At 62.4% G+C, this 23684-nt stretch carries 15 protein-coding genes and 2 riboswitches; of the genes, 8 read left to right on the top strand and 7 right to left on the bottom strand.

Annotated features, from left to right (window positions below; all coding sequences use genetic code 11):
• Positions 1–7 precede the first annotated feature (7 nt).
• The 5 genes from J3361_RS01890 to cobW all read right to left on the bottom strand — a co-directional run bounded on the left by J3361_RS01890 (position 8) and on the right by cobW (position 8532).
• Complete coding sequence (locus J3361_RS01890) at positions 8–1654, bottom strand: phospholipase D-like domain-containing protein (protein ID WP_207961907.1); 1647 nt, start codon at positions 1652–1654, stop codon at positions 8–10.
• A 199-nt stretch (positions 1655–1853) separates the two neighbouring features.
• Positions 1854–2516 carry a VWA domain-containing protein gene (locus J3361_RS01885; RefSeq protein WP_347709608.1) on the bottom strand — a complete coding sequence of 221 codons (663 nt, stop codon included), beginning with the start codon at positions 2514–2516 and terminating at the stop codon, positions 1854–1856.
• A 2-nt stretch (positions 2517–2518) separates the two neighbouring features.
• A complete protein-coding gene (locus tag J3361_RS01880; RefSeq protein WP_207961905.1) occupies positions 2519–3517 on the bottom strand; it encodes an ATP-binding protein in 999 nt (332 codons plus the stop codon).
• Between the two features lie 173 nt (positions 3518–3690).
• Positions 3691–7464: a cobaltochelatase subunit CobN gene (gene cobN / locus J3361_RS01875; protein ID WP_207961896.1), complete on the bottom strand. Its 3774-nt coding sequence runs from the start codon at positions 7462–7464 to the stop codon at positions 3691–3693.
• Between the two features lie 3 nt (positions 7465–7467).
• Complete coding sequence (gene cobW / locus J3361_RS01870) at positions 7468–8532, bottom strand: cobalamin biosynthesis protein CobW (protein WP_207961895.1); 1065 nt, start codon at positions 8530–8532, stop codon at positions 7468–7470.
• A gap of 95 nt (positions 8533–8627) precedes the next feature.
• A riboswitch (cobalamin riboswitch) is annotated at positions 8628–8843 on the bottom strand.
• A 2013-nt stretch (positions 8844–10856) separates the two neighbouring features.
• Positions 10857–11081, top strand: a riboswitch (cobalamin riboswitch).
• 100 nt (positions 11082–11181) lie between these two features.
• On the opposite strand from cobW, the gene J3361_RS01860 reads away from it, so the two are divergent.
• The 4 genes from J3361_RS01860 to cobM all read left to right on the top strand — a co-directional run bounded on the left by J3361_RS01860 (position 11182) and on the right by cobM (position 13302).
• Positions 11182–11370, top strand: coding sequence for a CbtB-domain containing protein (locus J3361_RS01860; RefSeq protein WP_053121497.1), 189 nt, complete (start codon positions 11182–11184; stop codon positions 11368–11370).
• Between the two features lie 11 nt (positions 11371–11381).
• Positions 11382–12077: a CbtA family protein gene (locus J3361_RS01855; RefSeq protein ID WP_207961891.1), complete on the top strand. Its 696-nt coding sequence runs from the start codon at positions 11382–11384 to the stop codon at positions 12075–12077.
• Entirely contained in the window at positions 12074–12478 is a 405-nt protein-coding gene (locus J3361_RS01850) for a cobalamin biosynthesis protein (RefSeq protein WP_207961889.1), read from the top strand. The genes J3361_RS01855 and J3361_RS01850 overlap by 4 nt, the downstream gene beginning before the upstream one ends.
• A 77-nt stretch (positions 12479–12555) precedes the next feature.
• Complete coding sequence (gene cobM / locus J3361_RS01845) at positions 12556–13302, top strand: precorrin-4 C(11)-methyltransferase (RefSeq protein ID WP_207961886.1); 747 nt, start codon at positions 12556–12558, stop codon at positions 13300–13302.
• Positions 13303–13657: 355 nt separating this feature from the next.
• On the opposite strand, the gene nfuA is transcribed toward cobM, so the two are convergent.
• Both nfuA and J3361_RS01835 read right to left on the bottom strand, forming a co-directional pair.
• A complete protein-coding gene (nfuA, locus tag J3361_RS01840) occupies positions 13658–14242 on the bottom strand; it encodes a Fe-S biogenesis protein NfuA (RefSeq protein WP_003182850.1) in 585 nt (194 codons plus the stop codon).
• A 115-nt stretch (positions 14243–14357) separates the two neighbouring features.
• Positions 14358–16649 carry a fatty acid cis/trans isomerase gene (locus J3361_RS01835; protein WP_207961884.1) on the bottom strand — a complete coding sequence of 764 codons (2292 nt, stop codon included), beginning with the start codon at positions 16647–16649 and terminating at the stop codon, positions 14358–14360.
• 154 nt (positions 16650–16803) lie between these two features.
• Here J3361_RS01835 and metH point away from each other — a divergent pair, with 154 nt between their 5' ends.
• The 4 genes from metH to J3361_RS01815 all read left to right on the top strand — a co-directional run bounded on the left by metH (position 16804) and on the right by J3361_RS01815 (position 23549).
• Positions 16804–20514 (top strand): methionine synthase, encoded by a 3711-nt coding sequence (gene metH / locus J3361_RS01830; RefSeq protein WP_207961882.1) that lies wholly within the window; start codon positions 16804–16806, stop codon positions 20512–20514.
• Positions 20515–20649: 135 nt separating this feature from the next.
• On the top strand, positions 20650–20868 hold the full coding sequence (locus J3361_RS01825; protein ID WP_207961873.1) for a DUF2970 domain-containing protein: 219 nt from the start codon (positions 20650–20652) through the stop codon (positions 20866–20868).
• A gap of 544 nt (positions 20869–21412) precedes the next feature.
• A complete protein-coding gene (locus J3361_RS01820) occupies positions 21413–23071 on the top strand; it encodes a nitrite/sulfite reductase (RefSeq protein ID WP_186706674.1) in 1659 nt (552 codons plus the stop codon).
• Positions 23055–23549 (top strand): DUF934 domain-containing protein, encoded by a 495-nt coding sequence (locus J3361_RS01815; protein WP_207961871.1) that lies wholly within the window; start codon positions 23055–23057, stop codon positions 23547–23549. The genes J3361_RS01820 and J3361_RS01815 overlap by 17 nt, the downstream gene beginning before the upstream one ends.
• Positions 23550–23684 lie beyond the last annotated feature (135 nt).

Here is a 23684-nt window from a genome sequence, read left to right as displayed (position 1 = left end):
CCACTGCTTAACGCCCGCAAAACCTCACCCTGGACAACATCCGCAAATCCCCCTCGCGGTAATAGTCATCGCTCCAGCTGTCATCCACTGCCAGCGGCTTGACCTGCTTGAGGGCGAGTTTTTTCGCGAAATAACGAAAGCGGTAATGCTCATAGAAACGCAGCAGTTCCAGGCCATAGCGGTCGGCCAGGTCGGTGTCGCCTTGGATGATCAGGTAATTCTCGTCGTTGCCACTGCTGGCCGCGGCGCTCAGGTTGTGGCTGCCGCTGAGGATGGTCGGCGTGTCGCTGGTGAAGTCGGTGACGATGGCCTTGGTGTGTACCAGCAGATTGCCCTTCTGGCCTTTCATGTTTTCCCGCAGCCAGCCTTCCAGACCGGTGTTGAGCAACGCGGTGGCGGCGAATTCGGCGGTGCGGTCGGCATGGAAGCCGGTGATGCGGCTCCGGGTGTTTTGCAGGCCGTAGCGCAGCACATCGTCATTGGGTGCGCCGAGCAAGGCGTCGAGGATGCGGTCGGGCAACACAAAGGCGGTGACGAACAACAGGTCCTTTCGCGCCCCCTTGATGATGTCGACGAAACGATCCAGGTCGCCCTCCCCGGTGCGTGGCGAGAACCCGGCGAACAACGCCTCTTGCGGCGCCATGGCGTTGTTCAGGTTCAACCATTGGCGAGTGGCATCGACATCTTTGGGGGTCGCCCAGATTTGCTCGAACACCCGGAGATAGCTGCTGCTGATCCGAGGATCGTCCAGCACATGCACGACGTTGGCCTGGCGGTAGACACCGTTGGCGGTGAAGTTGGTGCTGCCGCACAGCACGGCCTCGGGTTGTAACGAACCGCTGCCCTGCACCTTGCTCAGCACAATGAACTTGTTGTGGAAAATGTTGTGGGTGACCCGCCCACGTTTGTTGGCCGCCGGCATGCTCTCGAGACTGGCTTCGTTGCGTGCCGTGGTGTCGTCCCCGGGCTCGGCGTGATACAGCACTCGCACCCGGGCGCCGCGAGCGTGAGCGGCGGTCACCGCATCGACGATCACCGGCAGTTCGTATTCATAGATAGCGACGTCCAAGGCCCAGCTGGCATCCAGCGCCCGGTCGATGAAACCGATCAAGCGCCCCAGCAAACCGTTTTCCAGCCAGCGACGCGGGGCGTCGGGCCAGTCGTCGATGGACAGGTGCTTGTTGGCGTCGATCAGCGCGTCCAGCTCGGGAAACTTGCGCTGGAACGCCTGGCTGGCGGCCACGGCACGGTTGAAAATCACGCGCTGGTTGGTCGGTTGCCCGTCGTCGCTGGTGACGGTGACGTCCAGGGATTCGCCCAACTGCGGTGCCTCGGGGCTGCCATAGGCCAGGTGCACACGGTAGTGGATCGTCACACCGGGGTTGACGGCGTAGTCGGCCCAGCGAAATTTCTGCAGGGGCGCCTTGTCGCTGGGGGTGGCGTGGAACTGGGGAAAGGTATGGGCCTTGTCGGGGAAGGTCAGGCTGTTGAACAGGAACAGCCAGGGCTTGTCACCCTGCTGCTTCTCGATGGCAAAGCCCAGCAAGCCCTGGCGTCGGTGTTCAGCCAGGTCCATGGCGAGCAGCACGCCGTTGGTGCCGGCATAGGCCTTGACCCGAAAATCGTCCTGGGGATTGGTGACGAGTACGCGCATGGTTCACTCCTGTGAGGGGCTGGGTGAGCATAGTGCAGTGATGCGGGTTGGGTGGGCATATCCAGAACCGAGGTGATGCCTTCGCGAGCAGGCTCGCTCCCACAGGAAGAGCTGTGGTGGTCATTGGCTTTGTGTTCACAACAGAACCAATGTGGGAGCGAGCCTGCTCGCGATGAGGCCAGATAGGCCACCGCAAATCTCAGTTAGGAACCCCTTCATCGATATGCCGATACTCAGCCCCCAACAGCCCCGCCAACTGCCGGGCCCGGCCCAGGCGAATCGGGCCTCTTTCGATGTCGATCAACAGGCACGGGCAATCGAGGACCGGCGGTAAAAGCCCTTCCTTGACGCGTCCATCGGTCATTACCAGCACCCGTTGCTGCTCCGCCGGGTAGCGCTTGCGCCGCGCCACCAGCCAGCGGCCGGCCTCGTTCATCGCCGCCAGCAACGGCGTTCCGCCCCCTGCACCCAAGCCATCGAGCCAGTCGCGCAGACCGGCCGAGGCCTTTAGCCCCTGCACCTGCCAGTTCGGTTGCGTGCCGCTGGCTGTCAGCAGCGCCAAGCGGGCGCGTTGTCGGTAGGCGTCGTCGAACAATTGCGCCAACAGACCTTTGCCGTCACTCAAGGCGCGATGACGTCGGGTCGAGGCCGACGCATCGACGATGACCAGCCACAGCTCATGGGGAGACCGATGGCGATCGTGCCAACGCAAATCTTCATGTCGGCGTGGTCGGCCGTTGAGCAACGTCCCCGGCCAGTTCACCGCGCCGCTGGCCGCCGCTTTGCTCCGGCCCTGACGGCCCTGGTCGAGGCGTCCGGCACGGAGTCTGGCATTCGCCCCCGCCGGCGAACGGGGGCGAATGCCTAGGGCTTTTTTGGCCAGCTCGGCACATCGCGCCGGGCCCCGGTCGGCAATGCCCGCGCTGGCAGGTCGCCCCACTGGCCCTGGCCTTCGTTGGGTTCAGTGGTTTTTTCCGCCCCCGTCGGTGCCTGGGACGGCGCCGGTGCCGAATGCCCGCGCCGCCGATGCCGCAAGGCAAACTCGGCGACGGCATCGATGTCTTCGTCGGCAATCGCCGCGGCGCCGCGCCAGGCGGCATGGGCCCGGGCCGCCCGCAGCCAGACCAGGTCGGCGCGCAAGCCATCGACCCCAGCGGCAAAACAATGCTCGGTGATCTGCGCCAGCGCCGCATCATCGAGGGCGATCCCGGCCAAGCGCTCGCGGGCCTGTTGGCAGCGTTCGCGCAACTGCTGTTGAGCCGTTTCCCACTCTGCGCAGAACGCCACCGGATCGCTGTCGAAATCCAACCGCCGCCGAATGATCTGGCCGCGCTCGGCCGGTGCGGTGTGACCATCGAGGGCGACGTTCAGGCCGAAACGGTCGAGCAACTGCGGACGCAGCTCGCCCTCTTCCGGGTTCATGGTGCCGATCAGGACAAAGCGCGCCGAGTGCCGATGGGAAATGCCGTCACGCTCGATCAGGTTGGTGCCGCTGGCGGCTACATCGAGCAGCAGATCCACCAGGTGGTCGGGCAACAGGTTCACTTCATCGACATACAGTACGCCACCGTCGGCCTTGGCCAGCACGCCGGGAGAAAACTGCGCGCGCCCTTCCCCCAGCGCCGCGTCCAGGTCCAGGGTGCCCACCAGCCGCTCTTCGGTCGCACCGAGGGGCAAGGTGACGAACTGACCGCTGGCCAGCAGGTCCGCCAGGCCCCGGGCCAATGTGGACTTGGCCATGCCCCGCGGACCTTCGATCAACACACCGCCGATTTTCGGGTCGATGGCGGCCAGGCACAGGGCCAGTTTCAGGTCATCGGCGCCGACCACGGCGGAGAGTGGGAAATGGGGGGTGTGGGTCATGTTGAATGTCTCATGCATGTGAGAGAGTCCCTGTGGCGAGGGAGCTTGCTCCCGCTCGACTGCGCGGCAGTCGTCATTCTGAAAGGGCACTGGGGCTTCAGGTTCCGGGGGCTGCTGCGCAGCCCAGCGGGAGCAAGCTCCCTCGCCACAAGGGCTGGTCTGTGGTCCTCATTTCAGCCATCTTCTTCAATATCCAACAACAAATTTTCCAACGCCTCGCGATACTCGCCTGGATCCTGCCACATCCCTCGCTGCTGCGCTTCGAGCATGCGCTCGGTCATGTCCCGCAGGGCGTCGGGGTTGTGCTGGCGAACGAAATCCCGGGTGTCCGGGTCGAGCAGGTAGGCATCGGCCAGCAAGGCGTACTGGTGATCGTCGATCAATTGGGTGGTGGCATCGAAGGCAAACAAGTTGTCCACCGTCGCCGCCAGTTCGAACGCGCCTTTATAGCCGTGCCGCTTTACGCCGTCGATCCACTTCGGATTGGCCGCACGGGAGCGGATGACCCGGTTGAGCTCTTCCTTCAGGGTACGAATCCTGGGCAAGTCCGGCTGGCTGTGATCGCCATGGTAACTGGCCGCCGCATCGCCACTGAGGGTCTCGACCGCCGCCAGCATGCCGCCTTGAAATTGGTAGTAATCGTTGGAATCGAGCAGGTCGTGCTCGCGGTTGTCCTGGTTCTGCAACACCGCCTGCACCTGGCTCAAGCGCCGGGAGAACTGCTCCCGGGCGGCGGTGCCTTCATCGCTGGCACCGTAGGCGTAGCCGCCCCAGTTCAGGTACACCTCGGCCAGGTCCTCGCGGCTCTGCCACAAACGACCGTCAATCGCACCCTGCACGCCCGCGCCATAGGCACCGGGCTTGGCCCCGAAAATCCGCCAGCCGGCCTGGCGCGCCGCGGCATCCGGCTCAAGGCCCGACGCCTGCAAGGCTTCGCACTCGCTGCGCACCTTGGCCGCCAAGGGGTTCATGTCGTCCGGCTCATCGAGGGCGGCGACGGCCTGCACGGCGGCGTCGAACAAGCGGATCAGGTTGGCAAAGGCATCCCGGAAGAACCCGGACACCCGCAACGTGACATCGACCCGGGGCCGGTCCAGCAGGCTCAACGGCAGGATCTCGAAGTCATCGACCCGCTGGCTGCCGGTGGCCCACACCGGACGCACGCCCATCAACGCCATGGCCTGGGCGATGTCATCACCGCCGGTGCGCATCGTGGCGGTGCCCCACACCGACAGGCCGAGCTGGCGCAGGTGATCGCCGTGGTCCTGCAAGTGCCGTTCAAGGATCAGGTTCGCCGACTGGAAACCGATGCGCCACGCCGTGGTGGTGGGCAGGTTGCGAACGTCCACCGAGAAAAAGTTACGCCCGGTGGGCAACACGTCCAGACGCCCGCGGCTCGGCGCGCCGCTGGGGCCGGCCGGCACGAAGCGCCCGCCCAGGGCATCGAGCAGGCCACGCATTTCCGCCGGGCCGCAGGCGTCCAGGCGCGGGGCCACGACGGACCGCAGGTTTTCAATAATGTCGAAAACCGTCTCCCAGCCCACCCCCTCCAGTGGCTCGACGACACCGTCCAGCGCCCGCTCGATCAACTGCGCCGCGAACAGCTCCAGGCGCTCGCGGGTATCACCGGCGGTGCGCCAAGGCTCGCTACTGACCTGACGCAACGCGTCGGGGCGCTCCCCCGCCCAGGGCTCGGCCAAGGCACAATCCAGCGGATCGAAACCCAGCCCGAACGCCTTCGCCAGCGCCCGCAGCAGGCTCGACTGGGCGCCTTTGCCATCGCCCCGGGGAATGCGCAGCAACGCCAGCAACGTGTCGATGCGCAGCCGCCCGCTGGGCGACTCGCCAAAAACGTGCAGGCCGTCGCGGATCTGCGACTCCTTCAAGTCGCACAGGTAGGTGTCCAGGCGAGGCAGCCAGATCGCCGCGTCGGCATCGCTGTCCAGGGCGGCATCCAGTTGCAGCTCCCGGTCGATGTGCGTCTCGCGCACCAGGTTGAGGATGTCCCGTTGCAGTTCCCGGGCGCGGCGCGGATCGAGCAATTGCGCCTCGTAGTATTCGTCGGCCAGCAGCTCGAGGTTACGCAGCGGCCCATAGGTTTCGGCCCGGGTCAGCGGCGGCATCAAGTGGTCGATGATCACCGCCTGGGTCCGTCGCTTGGCCTGGGCGCCCTCGCCCGGGTCGTTGACGATGAATGGATAGATATTCGGCAGCGGCCCCAGCAGCACGTCCGGCCAGCAGTTTTCCGAGAGCCCGACGCCCTTGCCCGGCAGCCATTCGAGGTTGCCGTGCTTGCCGACGTGGATCACTGCGTGGACGCCGTAGGTGTGGCGCAACCAGAAATAAAACGCCAGGTAACCGTGGGGCGGCACCAGGTCCGGGTCGTGGTACACCGCGCTCGGATCGACCTGATAACCCCGCGCCGGCTGGATGCCGACAAACGTCAGGCCCAGGCGCAGGCCGGCGACCATCAAGCGCCCGTCGCGGAACATCGGGTCCTGGTCGGGTGTGCCCCAGCGCGCCAGCACCGCTTGGCGATTGGCCTCGGGCAGCGCGTCGAACAGGGATTGGTAGGCATCGAGGGCCAGGCTCTGGTGACAGGGGCGCAAGTCGAGGCTGTCCAGGTCGTTACTGACCCCGCCGAGCAATTGCTGGATCAACGCAGTGCCGCTCGCCGGCAGTTCGGCCGGCAGTGGATAGCCCTCGGCCTGCAAGGCCCGCAGGATGTTCAAGGCCGCCGCCGGGGTGTCCAGGCCGACACCGTTGCCGATGCGCCCATCCCGGGTCGGGTAGTTGGCGAGGATCAGCGCCACCCGCTTTTGCCCACTGGGCAGGCGCGCCAGGGTGGTCCAGCGCTGGGCCAGTGCGGCGACAAAATCCATGCGCTCGGGCACGGCGCGGTAGCAGACCACGTCGCTCTGGCTGCGTTCGCTGCGCCAGGCCAAGTCCTTGAAACTGATGGGGCGGCTGATGATTCGTCCGTCCAGTTCCGGCAAGGCAATGTGCATCGCCAGGTCCCGTGGCCCCAAGCCCTGCTCGTTGGCACGCCAGCCGGGTTCGTTGTCCTGGGCGCAAATGGCCTGGATCACCGGGATATTGCGGCGAAACGGTCGCAAATGCGGAGCTTCGGGGCTGGATTGAGCGAAGCCGGTGGTGTTGAGGATCACCCCCGCTTCCACCTCGTCCAGCCAGTCCTCGACCCGCGCAAGGCAAGCCGGTTCCTTGAGGCTGGCCACGGCAATCGGCAGCGGATTGAGCCCCGCCGCTTGCAGGCGCTGGCAGAACACGTCGATGAACGCGGTGTTCGCCGCTTGCAGGTGGGAGCGATAAAACAGCACCGCCGCCACCGGTTGCCCGGTGCCCCAGTCGGCTTGCCAATCGCCGAGACTGGCGCTGGTTTTCGCCGGGTGATAGATCGCCGTGCGTGGCAGGGCCTGCGGCTCGCTCCACGGATAATCGCGGCCGAACCATTGGCTGCCGAGGTTGTGAAACAAGTCCAAGGCATTGCCCAGGCCACCCTGGCGCAAGAACTGCCAGAGCCGGTCACGGTCCTCGACGGCCACGCTGCTCAGGTCACTGAGCTCCGGGTCCGGACGGTCATCCCCCGGCACCAGGATCAGCTTCACCCCGCGTCCAGCCAGTTCCATCAGGCGCTCGATGCCGTAGCGCCAATAGCCGATGCCGCCGTGCAGCGACAACAGGATCACCTTGGCGTGTTGCAGCACGTCTTCGAAATACAGGTCCACCGAGGCGTGGTTCTGCACCTGCATCGGGTTGGCGAGGCGAAACTCCGGATAATCGCCCGGCAACTGCTTCGCCGCTTCGGCCAACAGCGCCAGGCTGGAGTCGCCGCTGCACAGGATCACCAGTTCGGCGGGGGTTTGCCCCAGGTCGGCAATGTTGTCATCCGACACGAAACCGCCGGGCTGGGTCCTGAGCAGGTGCATGGCTTAGGCGCTGAGAGCGGCGCGCAATTGCGCTTCGAGCAGTGCGGCATCCAGTGCCTGGCCGATCAGCACCAGCCGGGTGACCCGCGCTTCATCGGCGCCCCACTGACGGTCGAAATGCTTGTCGAAGCGCGTACCGACGCCCTGGATCAACAGGCGCATCGGCTTGTTCGGGATCGCCGCGAAACCCTTGACCCGCAGCACGCCGTGCTGGACCACCAGTTGCGTCAGTGCATGCAGCAGCAGGCTTTCGTCGGCCTGGGGCAGTTCGATGGAAATGGAATCGAAGGCGTCATGATCGTGGTCGTCATCGTCGCCGTCATGGTGATGGTCGTGATGGCTGTGGCGACCGTCGATGTGTTCTTCGGAACCGGCGCCCAGGCCGATCAGCACGTCCAGTGGCAGGCGACCGCTGCTGGCTTCGATGACCTTGACCGCTGGCGGCAGTTCTTCGGCGACTTCCAGGCGCACCCTGGCCAGGTCTTCAGGGCTGATCAGGTCGGCCTTGTTGAGGATCACCAGGTCGGCGCTGGCCAGTTGGTCGGCGAACAGTTCGTGCAGCGGCGATTCGTGATCCAGGTTCGGGTCGAGTTTGCGCTGGGCGTCGACCTGGTCGGGGAAGGCGGCGAAGGTGCCGGCGGCCACGGCCGGGCTGTCGACCACGGTGATCACCGCGTCGACGGTGCAGGCGCTGCGGATTTCCGGCCACTGGAAGGCCTGGACCAACGGCTTGGGCAGGGCCAGGCCGGAGGTTTCGATGAGGATGTGATCGAGGTCGCCACGCCGGGCGACCAGTTCACGCATCACCGGGAAGAACTCTTCCTGCACCGTGCAGCACAGGCAACCGTTGGCCAGTTCGTAGACGCGGCCGTTGGCTTCTTCTTCGGTGCAACCGATGGTGCACTGCTTGAGGATCTCGCCGTCGATCCCCAGCTCGCCGAACTCGTTGACGATCACGGCGATGCGCCGGCCCTGGGCGTTGTCGAGCATGTGCCGCAGCAAGGTGGTCTTACCCGAGCCGAGGAAGCCGGTGACGATGGTGACGGGGAGTTTGGCCAGTGTTTTCATCGGATGCCCTTTGGCAAGGTGGCGGGCAAACGGGACGACAACCGCTGGCACAGGCGTGCGGAAGATTTCGCCACCGGATCACCCCGCCCGGTTGTAGTGAGAATCTGTCTCGAGGCAGGTCTCCTGGCTGACGGCGGGCCGGTCTTTCGACTGGCAATTGCTGCGCCTTCCCGTGCGCCTTTGGTAAAAGGGCATGCACAGTGGCCTTGCAGAAACCTCACCGTTCACAGTTGCGGGGGCAGCCGCGGCTTGGACCGCGTTCCCTTCTTAGCTCCGGCGCATGCCGAAGAACCTCGAAGGCGCAAGGCTACGCAGGGTGTGGGGGCGGGTCAATCTCCAGTGCGTTGTGCGGTGTATGTCCGGGCCTCATCGCGAGCAGGCTCGCTCCCACAGTGGATCTCGCCGGACATAACATTCATGTTCAACGCAAATCCCCCTGTGGGAGCGAGCCTGCTCGCGATGGGGGCGACTCGATGCTCCTGCGAATACCTTCCGACTGACACCCCAACCTCGCCGGTAGTTTTTTGTAAACCGCACATGGGGACAGATACATCTTCCGAGCAAACTTGCATCAAGAAAACGGCAGAAATTACAAGTACTGCCAATCTCACTGGTGGAGGCAACTCAAAGCCAGTCAGTCGTTTTAGCAATAAAAGAATAGCCATCATTAGGAAAATAACGACAAGCCCCAAAAGAACGTCCATGAACCCTACACAAAGTTCACTCCAGGAAAATGCCTCCATCGTACCTCCATCGAAACAGGAATGGCCTTTGGATAAAAATGGCGAAAACATCTATAGCGTCAAGCATCACCAGCCATTCAGCCACACAACCGGATAGGCATGCTCACTGAACATAGGCGCACTATGATGAAGCTCCCCCCCATGAAAACCAGATACTTAACCGGCTGAGAAAATTCAAACCCAGCAATTTTTTTAATCAACAAACAGGCACCCATCATCACAAGAAGCGCCACCCCACCCCATATTCCGCCCGTGGTCAACACCATACAGAGTTCACTCCAAAAAAAAGCGCCCACCCCACCTCCTCAATAATTAACTGACACCCATACCAATTTCAAAAAAAGCTCAAACACCAACGCAAACAAACCTGAACACCACCAAACCAAAAAACTCCAACCAGGATCTTGCAGTCATCTGTTACAAGCCAACGTTCGCGATAGAAGCCCACCCCGCATTGCGGCTACGCGGTCATACAGGGCACCCATGGACTTCCATCCGCGAATTCAAATAACTAGGCACCAGTATTTCCGAGCCCCCTACTTACGTACCCTCCCGCCAAACCTCCATAAAAACCTATCATCGCTGCCCCGGCTGCTTGTGCGGTGGTAGCGGGCGTAAAAAATCCAGTTACCGCGCCACCTACCATGGCCGCCCCCGCTCCTGTCCACGTGGCCGGCGAACCACTTCCTGCCTGGGTTCCAATATACCCCGCCCCCGCTGCTGCAGCGCCAGCGACTGCCCCCAATGGACCTACAGCCCCACTGATCATCTCGATTTCAGCCAACGTCAAATCACGCATTTCCATATCTCCTTTCGGTCAATAAAGCGGGGGCAGTAAATTAGCTTACCGCCACCGCCAGCAAATCTTTAAAAAACACCAACTAAACAACCTTAATTACCCCTTGAAAATCTAAAAGTCCCGCAACTTCATTGAACAGCTCTTTAAACGTCCGCAACGTGCGGCACAGGGACGTTTGCGAGCCCAGTAAACCCTATCAACACCCTCCCCTCGGAGAATCTCCTTCATCCTCCCCATAGCCTGTCTTGCACCCCCGACAGGAAAACAAAAATCAATAATCCAAGTTCTACCCCCTTCGTTCCACTCCGAAGGGTGAAGCAAAAACTCTGGATCCGTGAGTAAACGCTCTTCGGAATCAGGCGCCAAGTACGCCCAAGTCACATATCCCCTAGGCAGCCCAGTACGATCAAAGAAAAACACTATTTGCCTATGATCAATTGCAGGTGACAACCAGAAATCCAATGTCAGCATCCGAAAGGTGGAATACTGCCTGCACATAAACATGACCATGCTGGCGAACCCTAAAAACTTTGCCTTCTCTTCTGTTATAGAACAGCGGCATTCAGTCCGCAGATCAAACTCCATTTTCACTTAGGTCCCCCCCTAACTGCGCCCCGCTAATTTCAAGCGACTCCAAAAAAATTCATAACTGAGCTACCTGATTAACAGCACCGCCTTGATTTGAAGGTGAATTAAATATCATTGAACGCTGGACGAATACCCTACATGTGTAGGGGTAGGCGGCACCTTGCCAATTGACGCCCCGCCCCCACCCATGCTCTCCTGTGCGCCTTGTAATGGGTGCCCTTCACAGGGTGAAACGGGAAACCGGTGAATCGTGTGCTTTACTCCAAGCCCACGTCAGTCCGGTGCTGCCCCCGCAACGGTAAGCGAGCGAAGCGTCTGAACCACTGTGTCCACGGACATGGGAAGGGTGATGCTTGCAGGCCAGGCACAAGCCCAGCCCCTCGTGAGCCCGGAGACCGGCCCATGACTCATGCATCAACAAACCCGCGGTGGGCGGGCGCTGTTCGAACCTTGGCGGGTTTTCGCCCGGGATCTCCTCGCGCTCGCATCCCCCACGGAACAAAAACAGAGGGAAGCGCCATGTCGACCATCAGCAGCACCGCCCGCTCCGCCAGCAGCACCACCACCCTGAGTCAACGCCTGAGCGCCGCGATCCTGGCTTCGATCCTGGGGGCGGGGCTGGTCTATTTCGCCGGGTTCTCCCACATCGAAGCGGTACACAACGCCGCCCACGATACCCGCCACAGCGCCGCCTTCCCCTGCCATTGAGAACCGACGACATGATCAAGCGTATCGCCCAGACCGCCGGTTTCAGCGGCTTGCTGGCCGCCCTGCTGCTGACCTTGCTGCAAAGCTTCTGGGTATCGCCGCTGATTCTCCAGGCGGAAACCTTCGAGAAGGCTCCGGCGACGGAGGTTCACGAACACGCCGACGGGGCCGCCCACACCCATGACGCCGAAGCCTGGGAGCCGGAAGACGGCTGGCAGCGGGTACTGTCCACCACCGGCGGTAACCTGGTGGTCGCCGTGGGCTTTGCCCTGATGCTGGCGGGCCTGTACACCTTGCGCGCACCGACTCGCACGTCCCAAGGCCTGCTCTGGGGCCTGGCCGGTTATGCCACGTTCGTCCTGGCGCCGACCCTCGGCCTGCCCCCGGAGTTGCCCGGCACCGCGGCGGCCGACCTGGCCCAGCGGCAAATGTGGTGGATTGGCACCGCGGCGTCCACGGCGGTGGGCATTGCCTTGATCGCCTTCGGCCAGCATTGGGTGCTCAAGGTACTGGGCGCGGCGACGTTGCTGGTGCCCCACGTCATCGGCGCGCCGCAACCGGAAGTCCATTCGATGCTGGCACCCGAAGCGCTTGAGAGCCAGTTCAAGATCGCCTCGCAGGTGACCAACGTCGCGTTCTGGCTGGCCCTGGGCCTGATCAGCGCCTGGCTGTTTCGCCGTGACGGCCAAGCCCACCACGACGCATGAGCGCCGAGCCGATCCTGGTGATCGGCCTGGGCTGCCAGCGCGGTTGCCCGGCCAGCACGCTGCGGGCCTTGCTCGAACAGACGTTGCTGGCCCACGGCATCGGACTTCACCAAGTACGAGCCCTGGCCAGTATCGACCTCAAGCGTGACGAGCCCGGGCTGTTGGAACTGGCCGGGCAACTGGGCCTGTCGCTGACCTGCTTCAGCGTCGGACAATTGGCCGAGTACGAGCAGCGGCTCAGTCACCGCTCCGAAATCGCTTTCGAGCGAACCGGTTGCTACGGTGTCGCCGAAAGCGCCGCCCTGGCCATGGCCGACCAGTTGGGCACACTGCCCGCAACCCTGCTGATTCCCCGCCAGAAAGGCCCCAACAGCACGTTGGCATTGGCGGTCGTGGCGTAAAGCCCGATAATTGGCGCCCTGGATCATGAGCGATCTTCATCTGGGCAACACTCACCCACCTTCCACAGGAGCCGGTCATGACCGTGTACTTCATCGGCGCCGGCCCCGGCGATCCGGACCTCATCACGGTCAAGGGCCAACGACTGATCCGCCAGTGCGCGGTGATCATCTACGCCGGCTCACTGGTACCGACCGCCGTCCTCGAAGGCCATTGTGCCGAACAGGTGATCAACAGCGCCGAGCTGCATCTGGAACAGATTATCGAATTGATCAAGGGCGCCCATCTCAAGGGCCAGGACGTGGCACGGGTGCATTCCGGCGACCCAAGCCTGTACGGCGCCATCGGCGAGCAGATTCGTTGCCTGCGGGAATTGGGCATTCCGTTCGACATCATCCCGGGGGTGACCGCGACCTCAGCCTGCGCCGCTCTGCTCGGCACCGAACTGACCTTGCCGGACGTCTCTCAGAGCCTGATCCTGACCCGCTACGCCGACAAATCGCCGATGCCTGCTGGGGAAGAACTGGGCAACCTGGCGCAGCACGGGGCGACCATGGCGATTCACCTGGGGGTCAATCATCTGGAAAAGATCGTCGACGAACTGCGGCCCCACTATGGCGGCGATTGCCCGATCGCGGTGATCCACCGGGCGACCTGGCCAGATCAGGATTGGGTGATGGGGACGTTGGACGATATCGCGATAAAGGTACAAGCCAAGGGCTTTCGCCGCACGGCGCTGATTCTGGTGGGACGGGTGTTGGGCAACGATGTGTTCAGCGAGTCTTCGCTGTACCGCGCCGGGCATGCGCATCTCTACAGGCCCTGAGGCTCAGCAAGAACCAGCCCTCCCCCCCTGTGGGAGCGACAGGAAAAGTGACGGTTACCCCAGATCAAATGTGGGAGCGAGCTTGCTCGCGATAGCGGTGGGTCAGTTGGCAATGATGTTGAATGTGCCGACGCCTTCGCGGGCAAGCCCGCTCCCACAGGGGGCGGCGGGCTACCAAAGATTACGAGCTGATCGCTGAAGCTTTTGTGGCGAGGGAGCTTGCTCCCGCTGGACCGCGAAGCGGTCCCCTGGCAACCCCTGCATCATCACGAGAATGCATCGATTGCCTGGCGATTGCTTCGCAATCGAGCGGGAGCAAGCTCCCTCGCCACAGTTTTGCGCGCAGCGAACACCATCAGTAGTAGGCGTTTTCTTTCTGCGTGTGGTCGGTCACGTCGCGTACGCCCTTGAGCTCCGGGATGCGCTCGAGCAAGGTGCGCTCGATGCCTTCCTTCAAGGTCACGTCAGCCTGGCCGCAGCCCTGGCAGCCGCCGCCGAACTGGAGCACGGCGATGCCGTCCTCCACCACGTCGATCAGCGACACCTGGCCGCCGTGGCTGGCCAGCCCCGGGTTGATTTCGGTTTGCAGGTAATAATTGATGCGCTCGTTGACCGGGCTGTCGGCATTGACCATCGGCACCTTGGCGTTCGGCGCCTTGATGGTCAGCTGGCCGCCCATGCGGTCGGTGGCGTAGTCGACGACCGCATCGTCCAGGAAAGCTTCGCTGAACGAGTCGATGTACGCGGTGAAGCTCTTGAGCCCCAACGCGGTGTCTTCGGGTTTTTCTTCCCCCGGCTTGCAGTAGGCGATGCACGTCTCTGCGTACTGGGTGCCGGGCTGGGTGATGAAGATGCGGATCCCGATACCCGGGGTGTTCTGCTTGGACAGCAGGTCGGCCAGGTAATCGTGGGCGGCATCGGTAATGGTTATGGCGGTCATGGAAACTCCTCGCAGGCTTGCCGGCAGTTTACGCCAATCATCGCGCCGGACAAAGTCCTAGTATTTTTGTCAGGAAAGCATCCGACGGCACGGGGTTTGCCGCCGGACCTGTCGATCAGAGGTTCTGGTAGCGATTCATGTCCAGCACACCGCTTTCCACCGGCTCCGTCTCCTGGATGTACTGGCTCAGGTCATGGAAGTAATACCAGAACTGCGGGTGGCTGCGGCGAATTCCCCAGCGCTCGACAATCCGTTCGAACGCCGGTGCGTCCTGGACGCCTTGCATGGCTTCGACGAAAGCCGGCACTTGCCCGGCCGGAATATTGAAGATGAAGTTCGGATAGCTGCTGAGCACGCCGGGGTAGACCGTCAGCGTGTCCAGCCCTGGCTGGTAGCGCCGTTCCTCGCCCAGCAGGAACGCGACGTTGCTGTGGGCACGGTTGCGCAGCAGGCTGTAGATCTCACGGTGACCGCTGGCGGTTTCGACGCGCAGCAGGGTCGCTTCGGGCAGTTGGTCGATCACCTTGAGCCCCGCCGCAGGGCGCGATACCAACCGGCTGAGGGCCTGTTCGGCGTTTTGCAGCGTCGGGTCGATGTTCGGGCGCGAGCAGTAGGCACCGTCGCAGCGGTTGATCGGATCCGGGCGTGCGTTCAACTCGCCATAATGGACCAGCAATTGCTCGGTGAAATCGCGCTTGGGGTCGTGCTCGTCCAGCTTGAGGGCGGTGGGCTTGTCATCGTCGACGGCCTCGTAATCGAGCCACATCTTCACCTTACCGCCGTCCTGGTACCAATCGTCCAGGTAGCCTTCGCGGGAGTCGGCCGGCATCAGGCGCAGGAAATTCTGCTCCGCACCGTTGCGGATCAAGTCGAAATACAACCGGGTCTGGGCCTGGTGGGAGACATTGCCGAACACGTCGAAATTCACCGCCAGCTGATAATAGGTACGCTCCAGCAATGGGAAGTCGAACAGCCACATTGTCTGCGGTACCTCGCCGATCAGCCCCTTGGTGACCGAAGCACTGTCGAAGTGCCGGAAAATGCTCAGCAGCGCGTTGTCGTTGCCGGCCCATAGCGTCGACCAGCTCGGTGCCGGCAGCTCGGCATAGTTGTCGCGGCGCAAGGCTTCGTATTCGTTACGCTTGTCCCGATAGTCGAGCCACAGGCTGACGACGCTGCCCACGTCATCGTTCTGCCCCGGCATCGCCAACAACGGCGTGGCCTGGCCGCGGTAGTTCGGGTCGGTGATGTACAGGTCGTGCTCGGGGGCCTGGAACAGCGCCCAGAAGTTGTCGCGGATCACGTCGGTGGCAATCTGGCCCCGGCACACCGGCCCGCGAATGAACGTACGCACGAAGTACTCGGCGTTATCGAGCATGAACTGGTAGCGCGCCTGGGCCGGGATCGCTTCGAAGGTGGAAAACGGATTGGCCCGGCGCTCCGGACCGTAGCCCGGCAACGCGGCGACCTGCCACTTGCCGCTGTAGAACAAGCTCTTGATGCGCGCCATTTTCGCCGCGCTCAAGCCGTAGGTGATGTGGGTCTTGTGCACGATCACCCCCTGTACCGGCCAGAGCCGGTAATAAATGCGGGTACCAGGATCGTCGTTGGGACGGCGGGTGTTGATCAGGTCGATCGGCTGGCCCGTGGGTGTGCGCGATCGCACCCACTGAAAGAAATGCCCAGGCTCGCCACCCTTGAAATAGATGTGCGCCAAGAACCAATGTTCGAACAACCAGCGGCCCACCAGGCTTTCCCGGGCGCCCGGGGCATTGAGCAGGTTTTCCCATTGCACCACCTGCAAGGCTTCGGCGGCGCTTGGGGCCAGGGCCTGCTGATCGATCGGCGCGCCTGCGGCCAGCCAACGCTGCAGGGTTTGGTATTGCTGGTCAGTCAGGCCGGTGACGGCCAGGGGCATGCCTTCCTTGGGATGGGCGCCGGCATATTCGTCGAATTGACCCGGCATCGCGCAACTGTTGTCGCGGTTGAGGCCCAGGACGATCTCTTCCGGCAGCTTGGCGTTAGGCTGCAACGGCGTGCGATGGCCCAACTCCAGCATGCGCGCCATCAACGCAGCTTGGCTGCCCTGGGCGTCGAGCACTGAATAGAAGCCCTTGCGTTGCCAGGCGCGCGGGCCGGAGGCGTCATAGAACAAGCGAGTCGGATCGGCCGCCTGGCGTCGCTCGCCGTCATACACCGACAGCTTGCTCGCCCCCCGCGCCGCGCCCTCGCCACTGCCCAGGTTCAACTGGCAGGCGGAGTCGTAGCAGGCATGGCAGGCCACGCATTTTTCCGTGAAGATCGGCTGGATATCGCGGGTGTAGGAGATCGCGGAAGCGGGATTCCCGGCGGCTGCGGTAAAAGACAACAGCAGCAACAGACTGCCGAATAAGACGCGGTACGGCATGTCTCGGGTCCCTAAGAGATAATCCGGCGATTCTACCGGGCCAGCATCGCCTTGCAAACATGAGCGATATTCATGCAAAAGCCGTCATGATCAAATCCTGCACAGGTTTGCTATCATCCGGGACTTCGTAATGGTCTTTTTTCCAGGTAGTCCTATGTCTGATCGCAGCGCTCGCCTTTATCTTCTCCAGCAAGCCCTCAAGGAACGCATCCTGATCCTCGACGGCGGCATGGGCACGATGATCCAGAGCTACAAGCTGGAAGAACAGGACTACCGCGGCAAGCGTTTTGCCGACTGGCCGAGCGACGTCAAGGGCAACAACGATTTGCTCGTGCTCAGCCGCCCCGACGTGATCGGCGCCATTGAAAAAGCCTACCTGGATGCCGGCGCCGACATCCTGGAAACCAACACCTTCAACGCCACCCAGGTGTCCCAGGCCGACTACGGCATGCAGGGCCTGGCCTACGAGCTGAACCTGGAAGGCGCGCGCCTGGCGCGTAAAGTGGCCGACGCCAAGACCCTCGAAACGCCCGACAAGCCGCGCTTCGTTGCCGGCGTGCTCGGCCCGACCAGCCGCACCTGCTCGCTGTCGCCGGACGTGAACAACCCTGGCTACCGCAACGTGACCTTCGATGAACTGGTGGAGAACTACACCGAGGCCACCAAGGGCCTGATCGAAGGCGGCGCCGACCTGATCCTCATCGAGACGATCTTCGACACGCTGAACGCGAAAGCGGCGATCTTTGCCGTGCAAGGCGTCTACGAAGAACTGGGCGTCGAACTGCCGATCATGATCTCCGGCACCATCACCGACGCCTCCGGCCGCACCCTCTCCGGCCAGACCACCGAAGCCTTCTGGAACTCGGTGGCCCACGCCAAGCCCATTTCCGTCGGCCTGAACTGCGCCCTCGGCGCCAGCGAACTGCGCCCGTACCTGGAAGAGCTGTCGAACAAGGCCAGCACCCACGTATCGGCCCACCCGAACGCCGGCCTGCCCAACGAATTTGGCGAATACGACGAATTGCCAGCCGAGACGGCCAAGGTCATCGAAGAGTTTGCCCAGAGCGGCTTCTTGAACATTGTCGGCGGCTGCTGCGGCACCACTCCGGCGCACATCGAAGCCATCGCCAAGGCCGTGGCCGGCTATGCGCCGCGGCCAATTCCGGAAATTCCCCGGGCGTGCCGCCTGTCGGGCCTGGAGCCGTTCACCATCGACCGCAACTCGTTGTTCGTCAACGTCGGCGAGCGGACCAACATCACCGGTTCCGCCAAGTTCGCCCGGCTGATCCGCGAGGACAACTACACCGAAGCATTGGAAGTGGCCCTGCAACAGGTCGAGGCCGGCGCCCAGGTGATCGACATCAACATGGACGAGGGCATGCTCGATTCGAAGAAGGCCATGGTGACCTTCCTCAATCTGATTGCCGGCGAACCGGACATTTCCCGGGTGCCGATCATGATCGACTCCTCCAAGTGGGAAGTGATCGAAGCGGGCCTCAAGTGCATCCAGGGCAAGGGCATCGTCAACTCCATCAGCATGAAGGAAGGCGTCGAGCAGTTCATCCACCACGCCAAGCTGTGCAAGCGCTACGGCGCCGCGGTGGTGGTGATGGCCTTCGACGAAGCCGGCCAGGCCGACACCGAGGCGCGCAAGAAAGAAATCTGCAAGCGCTCCTACGACATCCTGGTCAATGAAGTCGGCTTCCCGCCGGAAGACATCATCTTCGACCCGAACATCTTCGCCGTCGCCACCGGCATCGAAGAACACAACAACTATGCCGTGGATTTCATCAACGCCTGCGCCTACATTCGCGACGAACTGCCGTATGCGCTGACCTCCGGCGGCGTGTCCAACGTGTCGTTCTCGTTCCGCGGCAACAACCCGGTGCGCGAGGCGATCCACTCGGTGTTCCTGCTGTATGCGATCCGTGCGGGCCTGACCATGGGCATCGTCAACGCCGGCCAACTGGAGATCTACGACCAGATCCCGGTGGAGCTGCGCGACGCCGTGGAAGACGTGATCCTCAACCGCACCCCCGAGGGCACCGACGCCCTCCTCGCCATCGCCGACAAGTACAAGGGCGACGGCAGCGTCAAGGAAGCGGAAACCGAAGAATGGCGCGGCTGGGAGGTGAACAAGCGCCTGGAGCACGCGCTGGTCAAGGGCATCACCACCCACATCGTCGAAGACACCGAGGAGTCGCGGCTGTCGTTCGCCCGGCCGATCGAGGTGATCGAAGGCCCGCTGATGGCCGGCATGAACATCGTCGGCGACCTGTTTGGCGCCGGCAAAATGTTCCTGCCCCAAGTGGTCAAGTCCGCCCGCGTCATGAAGCAGGCGGTGGCGCACCTGATCCCGTTCATCGAGGCGGAAAAAGGCGACAAGCCGGAGGCGAAGGGCAAGATCCTCATGGCGACGGTCAAGGGCGACGTGCATGACATCGGCAAGAACATCGTCGGCGTCGTGTTGGGGTGCAACGGCTATGACATCGTCGACCTGGGCGTGATGGTGCCGGCGGAGAAGATCCTGCAGGTGGCCAAGGAGCAGAAGTGCGACATCATCGGCCTGTCCGGCCTGATCACCCCGTCCTTGGATGAGATGGTGCACGTGGCGCGGGAGATGCAGCGCCAGGATTTCCACCTGCCGTTGATGATTGGCGGTGCTACGACTTCCAAGGCCCACACAGCGGTGAAGATCGAGCCCAAGTACAGCAACGATGCGGTGATCTACGTCACTGACGCCTCCCGCGCCGTGGGCGTGGCGACCCAGTTGCTGTCCAAGGAGCTCAAGCCGGCGTTCGTCGAGAAAACCCGCAAGGACTACATCGACGTGCGCGAGCGCACCTCCAACCGCAGCGCCCGTACCGAACGCCTGAGCTACCCGGCGGCCGTGGCGAAGAAGCCGCAGTTCGACTGGAGCAGCTACCAGCCGGTCAAGCCGACCTTCACCGGTGCCAAGGTGCTGGACAACATCGACCTGAACGTCCTCGCCGAATACATCGACTGGACACCGTTCTTCATTTCCTGGGACCTGGCTGGCAAGTACCCACGCATCCTCACCGACGAAGTGGTCGGCGAAGCGGCCACGGCGCTGTACGCCGACGCCCGGGCGATGCTGCGCAAGCTGATCGACGAAAAGCTCATCAGCGCCCGCGCCGTGTTCGGCTTCTGGCCGGCCAACCAGGTGCACGACGACGATCTGGAAGTCTATGGCGACGACGGCAAGCCCCTGGCGCGCCTGCATCACCTGCGCCAGCAGATCATCAAGACCGACGGCAAGCCGAACTTCTCCCTGGCCGACTTCGTCGCGCCGAAGGACAGCGGCGTCACCGATTACGTCGGCGGCTTCATCACCACCGCCGGCATCGGCGCAGAAGAAGTCGCCAAGGCTTATCAAGAGGCCGGCGACGACTACAACTCGATCATGGTCAAGGCCCTGGCCGACCGCTTGGCCGAAGCCTGCGCCGAATGGCTGCACCAGCAGGTGCGCAAGGAACACTGGGGTTACGCCAAGGACGAGAGCCTGGACAACGAGGCGCTGATCAAGGAGCAGTACACCGGCATCCGCCCTGCCCCCGGCTACCCGGCCTGCCCGGATCACACCGAGAAGGCCACCCTGTTCCGCCTGCTCGACCCCGAGGCCAGTGAAATGAAAGCCGGGCGCAGCGGCGTGTTCCTTACCGAGCACTACGCGATGTTCCCGGCGGCGGCGGTCAGCGGCTGGTATTTCGCCCATCCCCAGGCGCAATACTTCGCCGTGGGCAAGATCGACAAGGATCAGGTGCAGAGCTATACGGCGCGCAAAGGGCAAGAGTTGAGCGTGACCGAACGTTGGTTGGCGCCGAATTTGGGTTACGACAACTAAGCGCCTCCGAAAAGATCGCAGGCTTCGCCAGCTCCTACATGGTTTGCGGATTGTTGTAGAAGCTAGCCGAAGCCTGCGATCTTTTTCCCCACGGTTGTCTATGCTTGTCCCAAACACATGACAGACGAGGGATTTATGGACGATCCAGTCGACAACAAGCCGCCGACCCTGTTGCAGATGATGCACAGCGTGCTAGCCGCCGCCTTTGGCGTGCAGAGCGGCAAGAACCGCGCTCGGGATTTCACCCACGGCAAGCCGAGTCACTTCGTGATATTGGGGATCGTGTTCACGGTGATCTTCGCGTTGACGCTGTTTGGCATCGTCAAGCTGGTGGTGCATCTGGCGGGGCTGTAAGAGCTACCAACACAACACATGACCCTGTGGGAGCGGGCTTGCTCGCGAAAGCGGCGGTTCAGTCACTGTCTAATGTTGACTGACACACCGCTTTCGCGAGCAAGCCCGCTCCCACATGGGGTATCGCGTTGACCACAGACTATTGATGACTGACCCAGAACACTGCGGTGCCCACCACCAGGATAATCAGGAACAAAATGGCCCAGGCATCAACAGTACTGTCGCTTTTCCTTGCTTTGGTCGGATTGCTCATTGCATCGCCTCTTGTCGGTTTTGTAGGTGATTGCATAGGGACTCGACCACAGTTAAGACGATGATTGCCCGTACGACAAATGTGGGTTAGGCAATAACCAGTCTCATTAGTCGATTTGGTTCTTTACATATACTCAAACATCACTTTTGCGCATAACTCAAAACAGGTATCTTGCAGCGGCTCCTCTAGGAGTGCGCGGCCGTGCGCGCAGAATTGCCGAGGCAGAACCCGATTCCAGCGAGCCAACATGCAGCTGTTTCTGATCGGCCCAAGCCTGAGACCGAGACTTATATGTACGTATATGACGAGTACGATCAGCGAATCATCGAGGACCGCGTCAAGCAGTTCCGTGATCAGACCCGACGCTATTTGGCAGGCGAGCTGAGCGAAGAAGAATTCCGCCCTCTGCGCTTGCAGAATGGCCTGTATATCCAGCGCTTCGCCCCGATGCTGCGGGTGGCCGTGCCTTATGGCCAACTGACATCGCGCCAGGTGCGCAAGCTGGCGCAGATTGCCCGCGACTATGACAAGGGCTACGCCCACATCAGTACCCGGCAGAACGTGCAGTACAACTGGCCGGCCCTGGAAGATGTGCCCGAGATCCTGGCCGAACTGGCCACCGTGCAGATGCACGCGATCCAGACCAGCGGCAACTGCCTGCGCAACGTCACCACCGACCAGTTCGCCGGTGTCGCGGCCGACGAGTTGATCGACCCGCGGCCGTGGTGCGAAATCGTTCGCCAGTGGACGACGTTCCACCCGGAATTCGCCTACCTGCCGCGCAAGTTCAAGATCGCCATCAACGGCTCGACCTCGGACCGTGCGGCCATCGAAGTCCATGACATCGGCCTGGAGACGGTCTACAACGCCGCCGGCGAGCTGGGCTTCCGTGTGCTGGTGGGCGGCGGCCTGGGCCGTACCCCGGTGGTCGGCGCGTTCATCAACGAGTTCCTGCCGTGGCAGGACCTGCTGAGCTACCTTGACGCGATCCTGCGGGTGTACAACCGCTATGGCCGTCGCGACAACAAGTACAAGGCGCGGATCAAGATCCTGGTCAAGGCCCTGACACCGGAAGTGTTCGCCGAGAAGGTCGAAGCCGAGATGGCTCACCTGCGTGGCGGCCAGACCACCTTGACCGAAGCCGAAGTGCATCGCGTCGCCAAACACTTCGTCGATCCGCAGTACAAGGCGTTGGCCAACCAGGACGCCGAGCTGGCTGCCCTCGACAAGGAACACCCGGGTTTCGCCCGCTGGCGTACCCGCAATACCTTGGCTCACAAGAAGCCGGGTTATGTCGCGGTGACCTTGTCCCTGAAACCGACCGGCGTCGCGCCGGGCGATATCACCGACAAGCAACTGGACGCCGTGGCCGACCTGGCCGAGCGCTACAGCTTCGGCCAACTGCGTACTTCCCATGAGCAGAACATCATCCTGGCGGACGTTGAACAGAGCCAGTTGTTCACCCTGTGGGGCGAGCTGCGCGAGCAAGGTTTCGCCACCCCGAACATTGGCCTGCTGACCGACATGATCTGCTGCCCGGGCGGCGATTTCTGCTCGTTGGCCAACGCCAAGTCGATCCCTATCGCCGAATCGATCCAGCGTCGTTTCGACGACCTGGACTACCTGTTCGACATCGGCGAGCTGGACCTGAACATTTCCGGCTGCATGAACGCCTGTGGTCACCACCACGTCGGCCATATCGGCATCCTGGGCGTGGACAAGAAAGGCGAAGAGTTCTACCAGGTCTCCCTGGGCGGCAGCGGTAGCCGCGACGCCAGCCTGGGCAAGATCCTCGGCCCGTCGTTTGCCCAGGACGACATGCCTGACGTGATCGAGAAGCTGATCGACGTGTACATCGAACAACGTACCCCGGACGAACGCTTCATCGACACTTACCAACGTATCGGCATCGACCTCTTCAAGGAACGCGTCTATGCAGCGAATCATTAAGAACAACGAGGTCATCGACGAAACCTGGCACCTGCTGCCCAAGGACGCGACCCTCGATGGCATCTCCAACTGTGACGACCTGATCGTGCCCCTGGCCCTGTGGCGCGATCACGCCCACGCCCTCAAGGCTCGCGACGGCGGCCTGGGTGTGTGGCTGGATGCCGACGAGGAAGCCGAGGAAATCGGTGATGACGCTAATCAGTTGCAGGTCATCGCCCTGAACTTCCCGGCCTTCACCGACGGACGCAGCTACTCCAACGCCCGCCTGTTGCGTGATCGCTATGGCTTCAAGGGTGAATTGCGAGCGATTGGCGACGTGCTGCGCGACCAGTTGTTCTACATGCACCGCTGCGGCTTCGACGCCTTCGCCTTGCGTGCCGACAAAGACCCCTACGAAGCCCTCGAAAGCCTCAAGGACTTCTCGGTAACCTACCAGGCTGCCACTGACGAACCGCTGCCGCTGTTCCGTCGTCGCTGAAAAAGCCCCATGAAAAAGCCCTGATCCGGTGATACCGGATCAGGGCTTTTTTTGTTGCGGAATGATCGATGCCCGGCCACCTCGGAATCACTGTGGGAGCGGGCTTGCTCGCGAAAGCGGTGTGTCTGAACAGAG

The sequence above is a fragment of the Pseudomonas sp. OA65 genome, from assembly GCF_017498305.1.
GTDB classification, from domain to species: domain Bacteria; phylum Pseudomonadota; class Gammaproteobacteria; order Pseudomonadales; family Pseudomonadaceae; genus Aquipseudomonas; species Aquipseudomonas zanjanensis.
The sequence above is the reverse complement of the archived record's forward strand: the minus strand, read 5'-3'. Positions and strand labels throughout refer to the sequence as shown.

Coding starts and splice junctions, on each gene's coding strand:
- J3361_RS01890 (WP_207961907.1), bottom strand. CDS start 1,654: ATGCGCGTACTCGTCACCAATCCCCAGGACGATTTTCGGGTCAAGGCC.
- J3361_RS01880 (WP_207961905.1), bottom strand. CDS start 3,517: ATGACCCACACCCCCCATTTCCCACTCTCCGCCGTGGTCGGCGCCGAT.
- cobN (WP_207961896.1), bottom strand. CDS start 7,464: ATGCACCTGCTCAGGACCCAGCCCGGCGGTTTCGTGTCGGATGACAAC.
- cobW (WP_207961895.1), bottom strand. CDS start 8,532: ATGAAAACACTGGCCAAACTCCCCGTCACCATCGTCACCGGCTTCCTC.
- J3361_RS01860 (WP_053121497.1), top strand. CDS start 11,182: ATGTCGACCATCAGCAGCACCGCCCGCTCCGCCAGCAGCACCACCACC.
- J3361_RS01855 (WP_207961891.1), top strand. CDS start 11,382: ATGATCAAGCGTATCGCCCAGACCGCCGGTTTCAGCGGCTTGCTGGCC.
- J3361_RS01850 (WP_207961889.1), top strand. CDS start 12,074: ATGAGCGCCGAGCCGATCCTGGTGATCGGCCTGGGCTGCCAGCGCGGT.
- cobM (WP_207961886.1), top strand. CDS start 12,556: ATGACCGTGTACTTCATCGGCGCCGGCCCCGGCGATCCGGACCTCATC.
- nfuA (WP_003182850.1), bottom strand. CDS start 14,242: ATGACCGCCATAACCATTACCGATGCCGCCCACGATTACCTGGCCGAC.
- J3361_RS01835 (WP_207961884.1), bottom strand. CDS start 16,649: ATGCCGTACCGCGTCTTATTCGGCAGTCTGTTGCTGCTGTTGTCTTTT.
- metH (WP_207961882.1), top strand. CDS start 16,804: ATGTCTGATCGCAGCGCTCGCCTTTATCTTCTCCAGCAAGCCCTCAAG.
- J3361_RS01825 (WP_207961873.1), top strand. CDS start 20,650: ATGGACGATCCAGTCGACAACAAGCCGCCGACCCTGTTGCAGATGATG.
- J3361_RS01820 (WP_186706674.1), top strand. CDS start 21,413: ATGTACGTATATGACGAGTACGATCAGCGAATCATCGAGGACCGCGTC.
- J3361_RS01815 (WP_207961871.1), top strand. CDS start 23,055: ATGCAGCGAATCATTAAGAACAACGAGGTCATCGACGAAACCTGGCAC.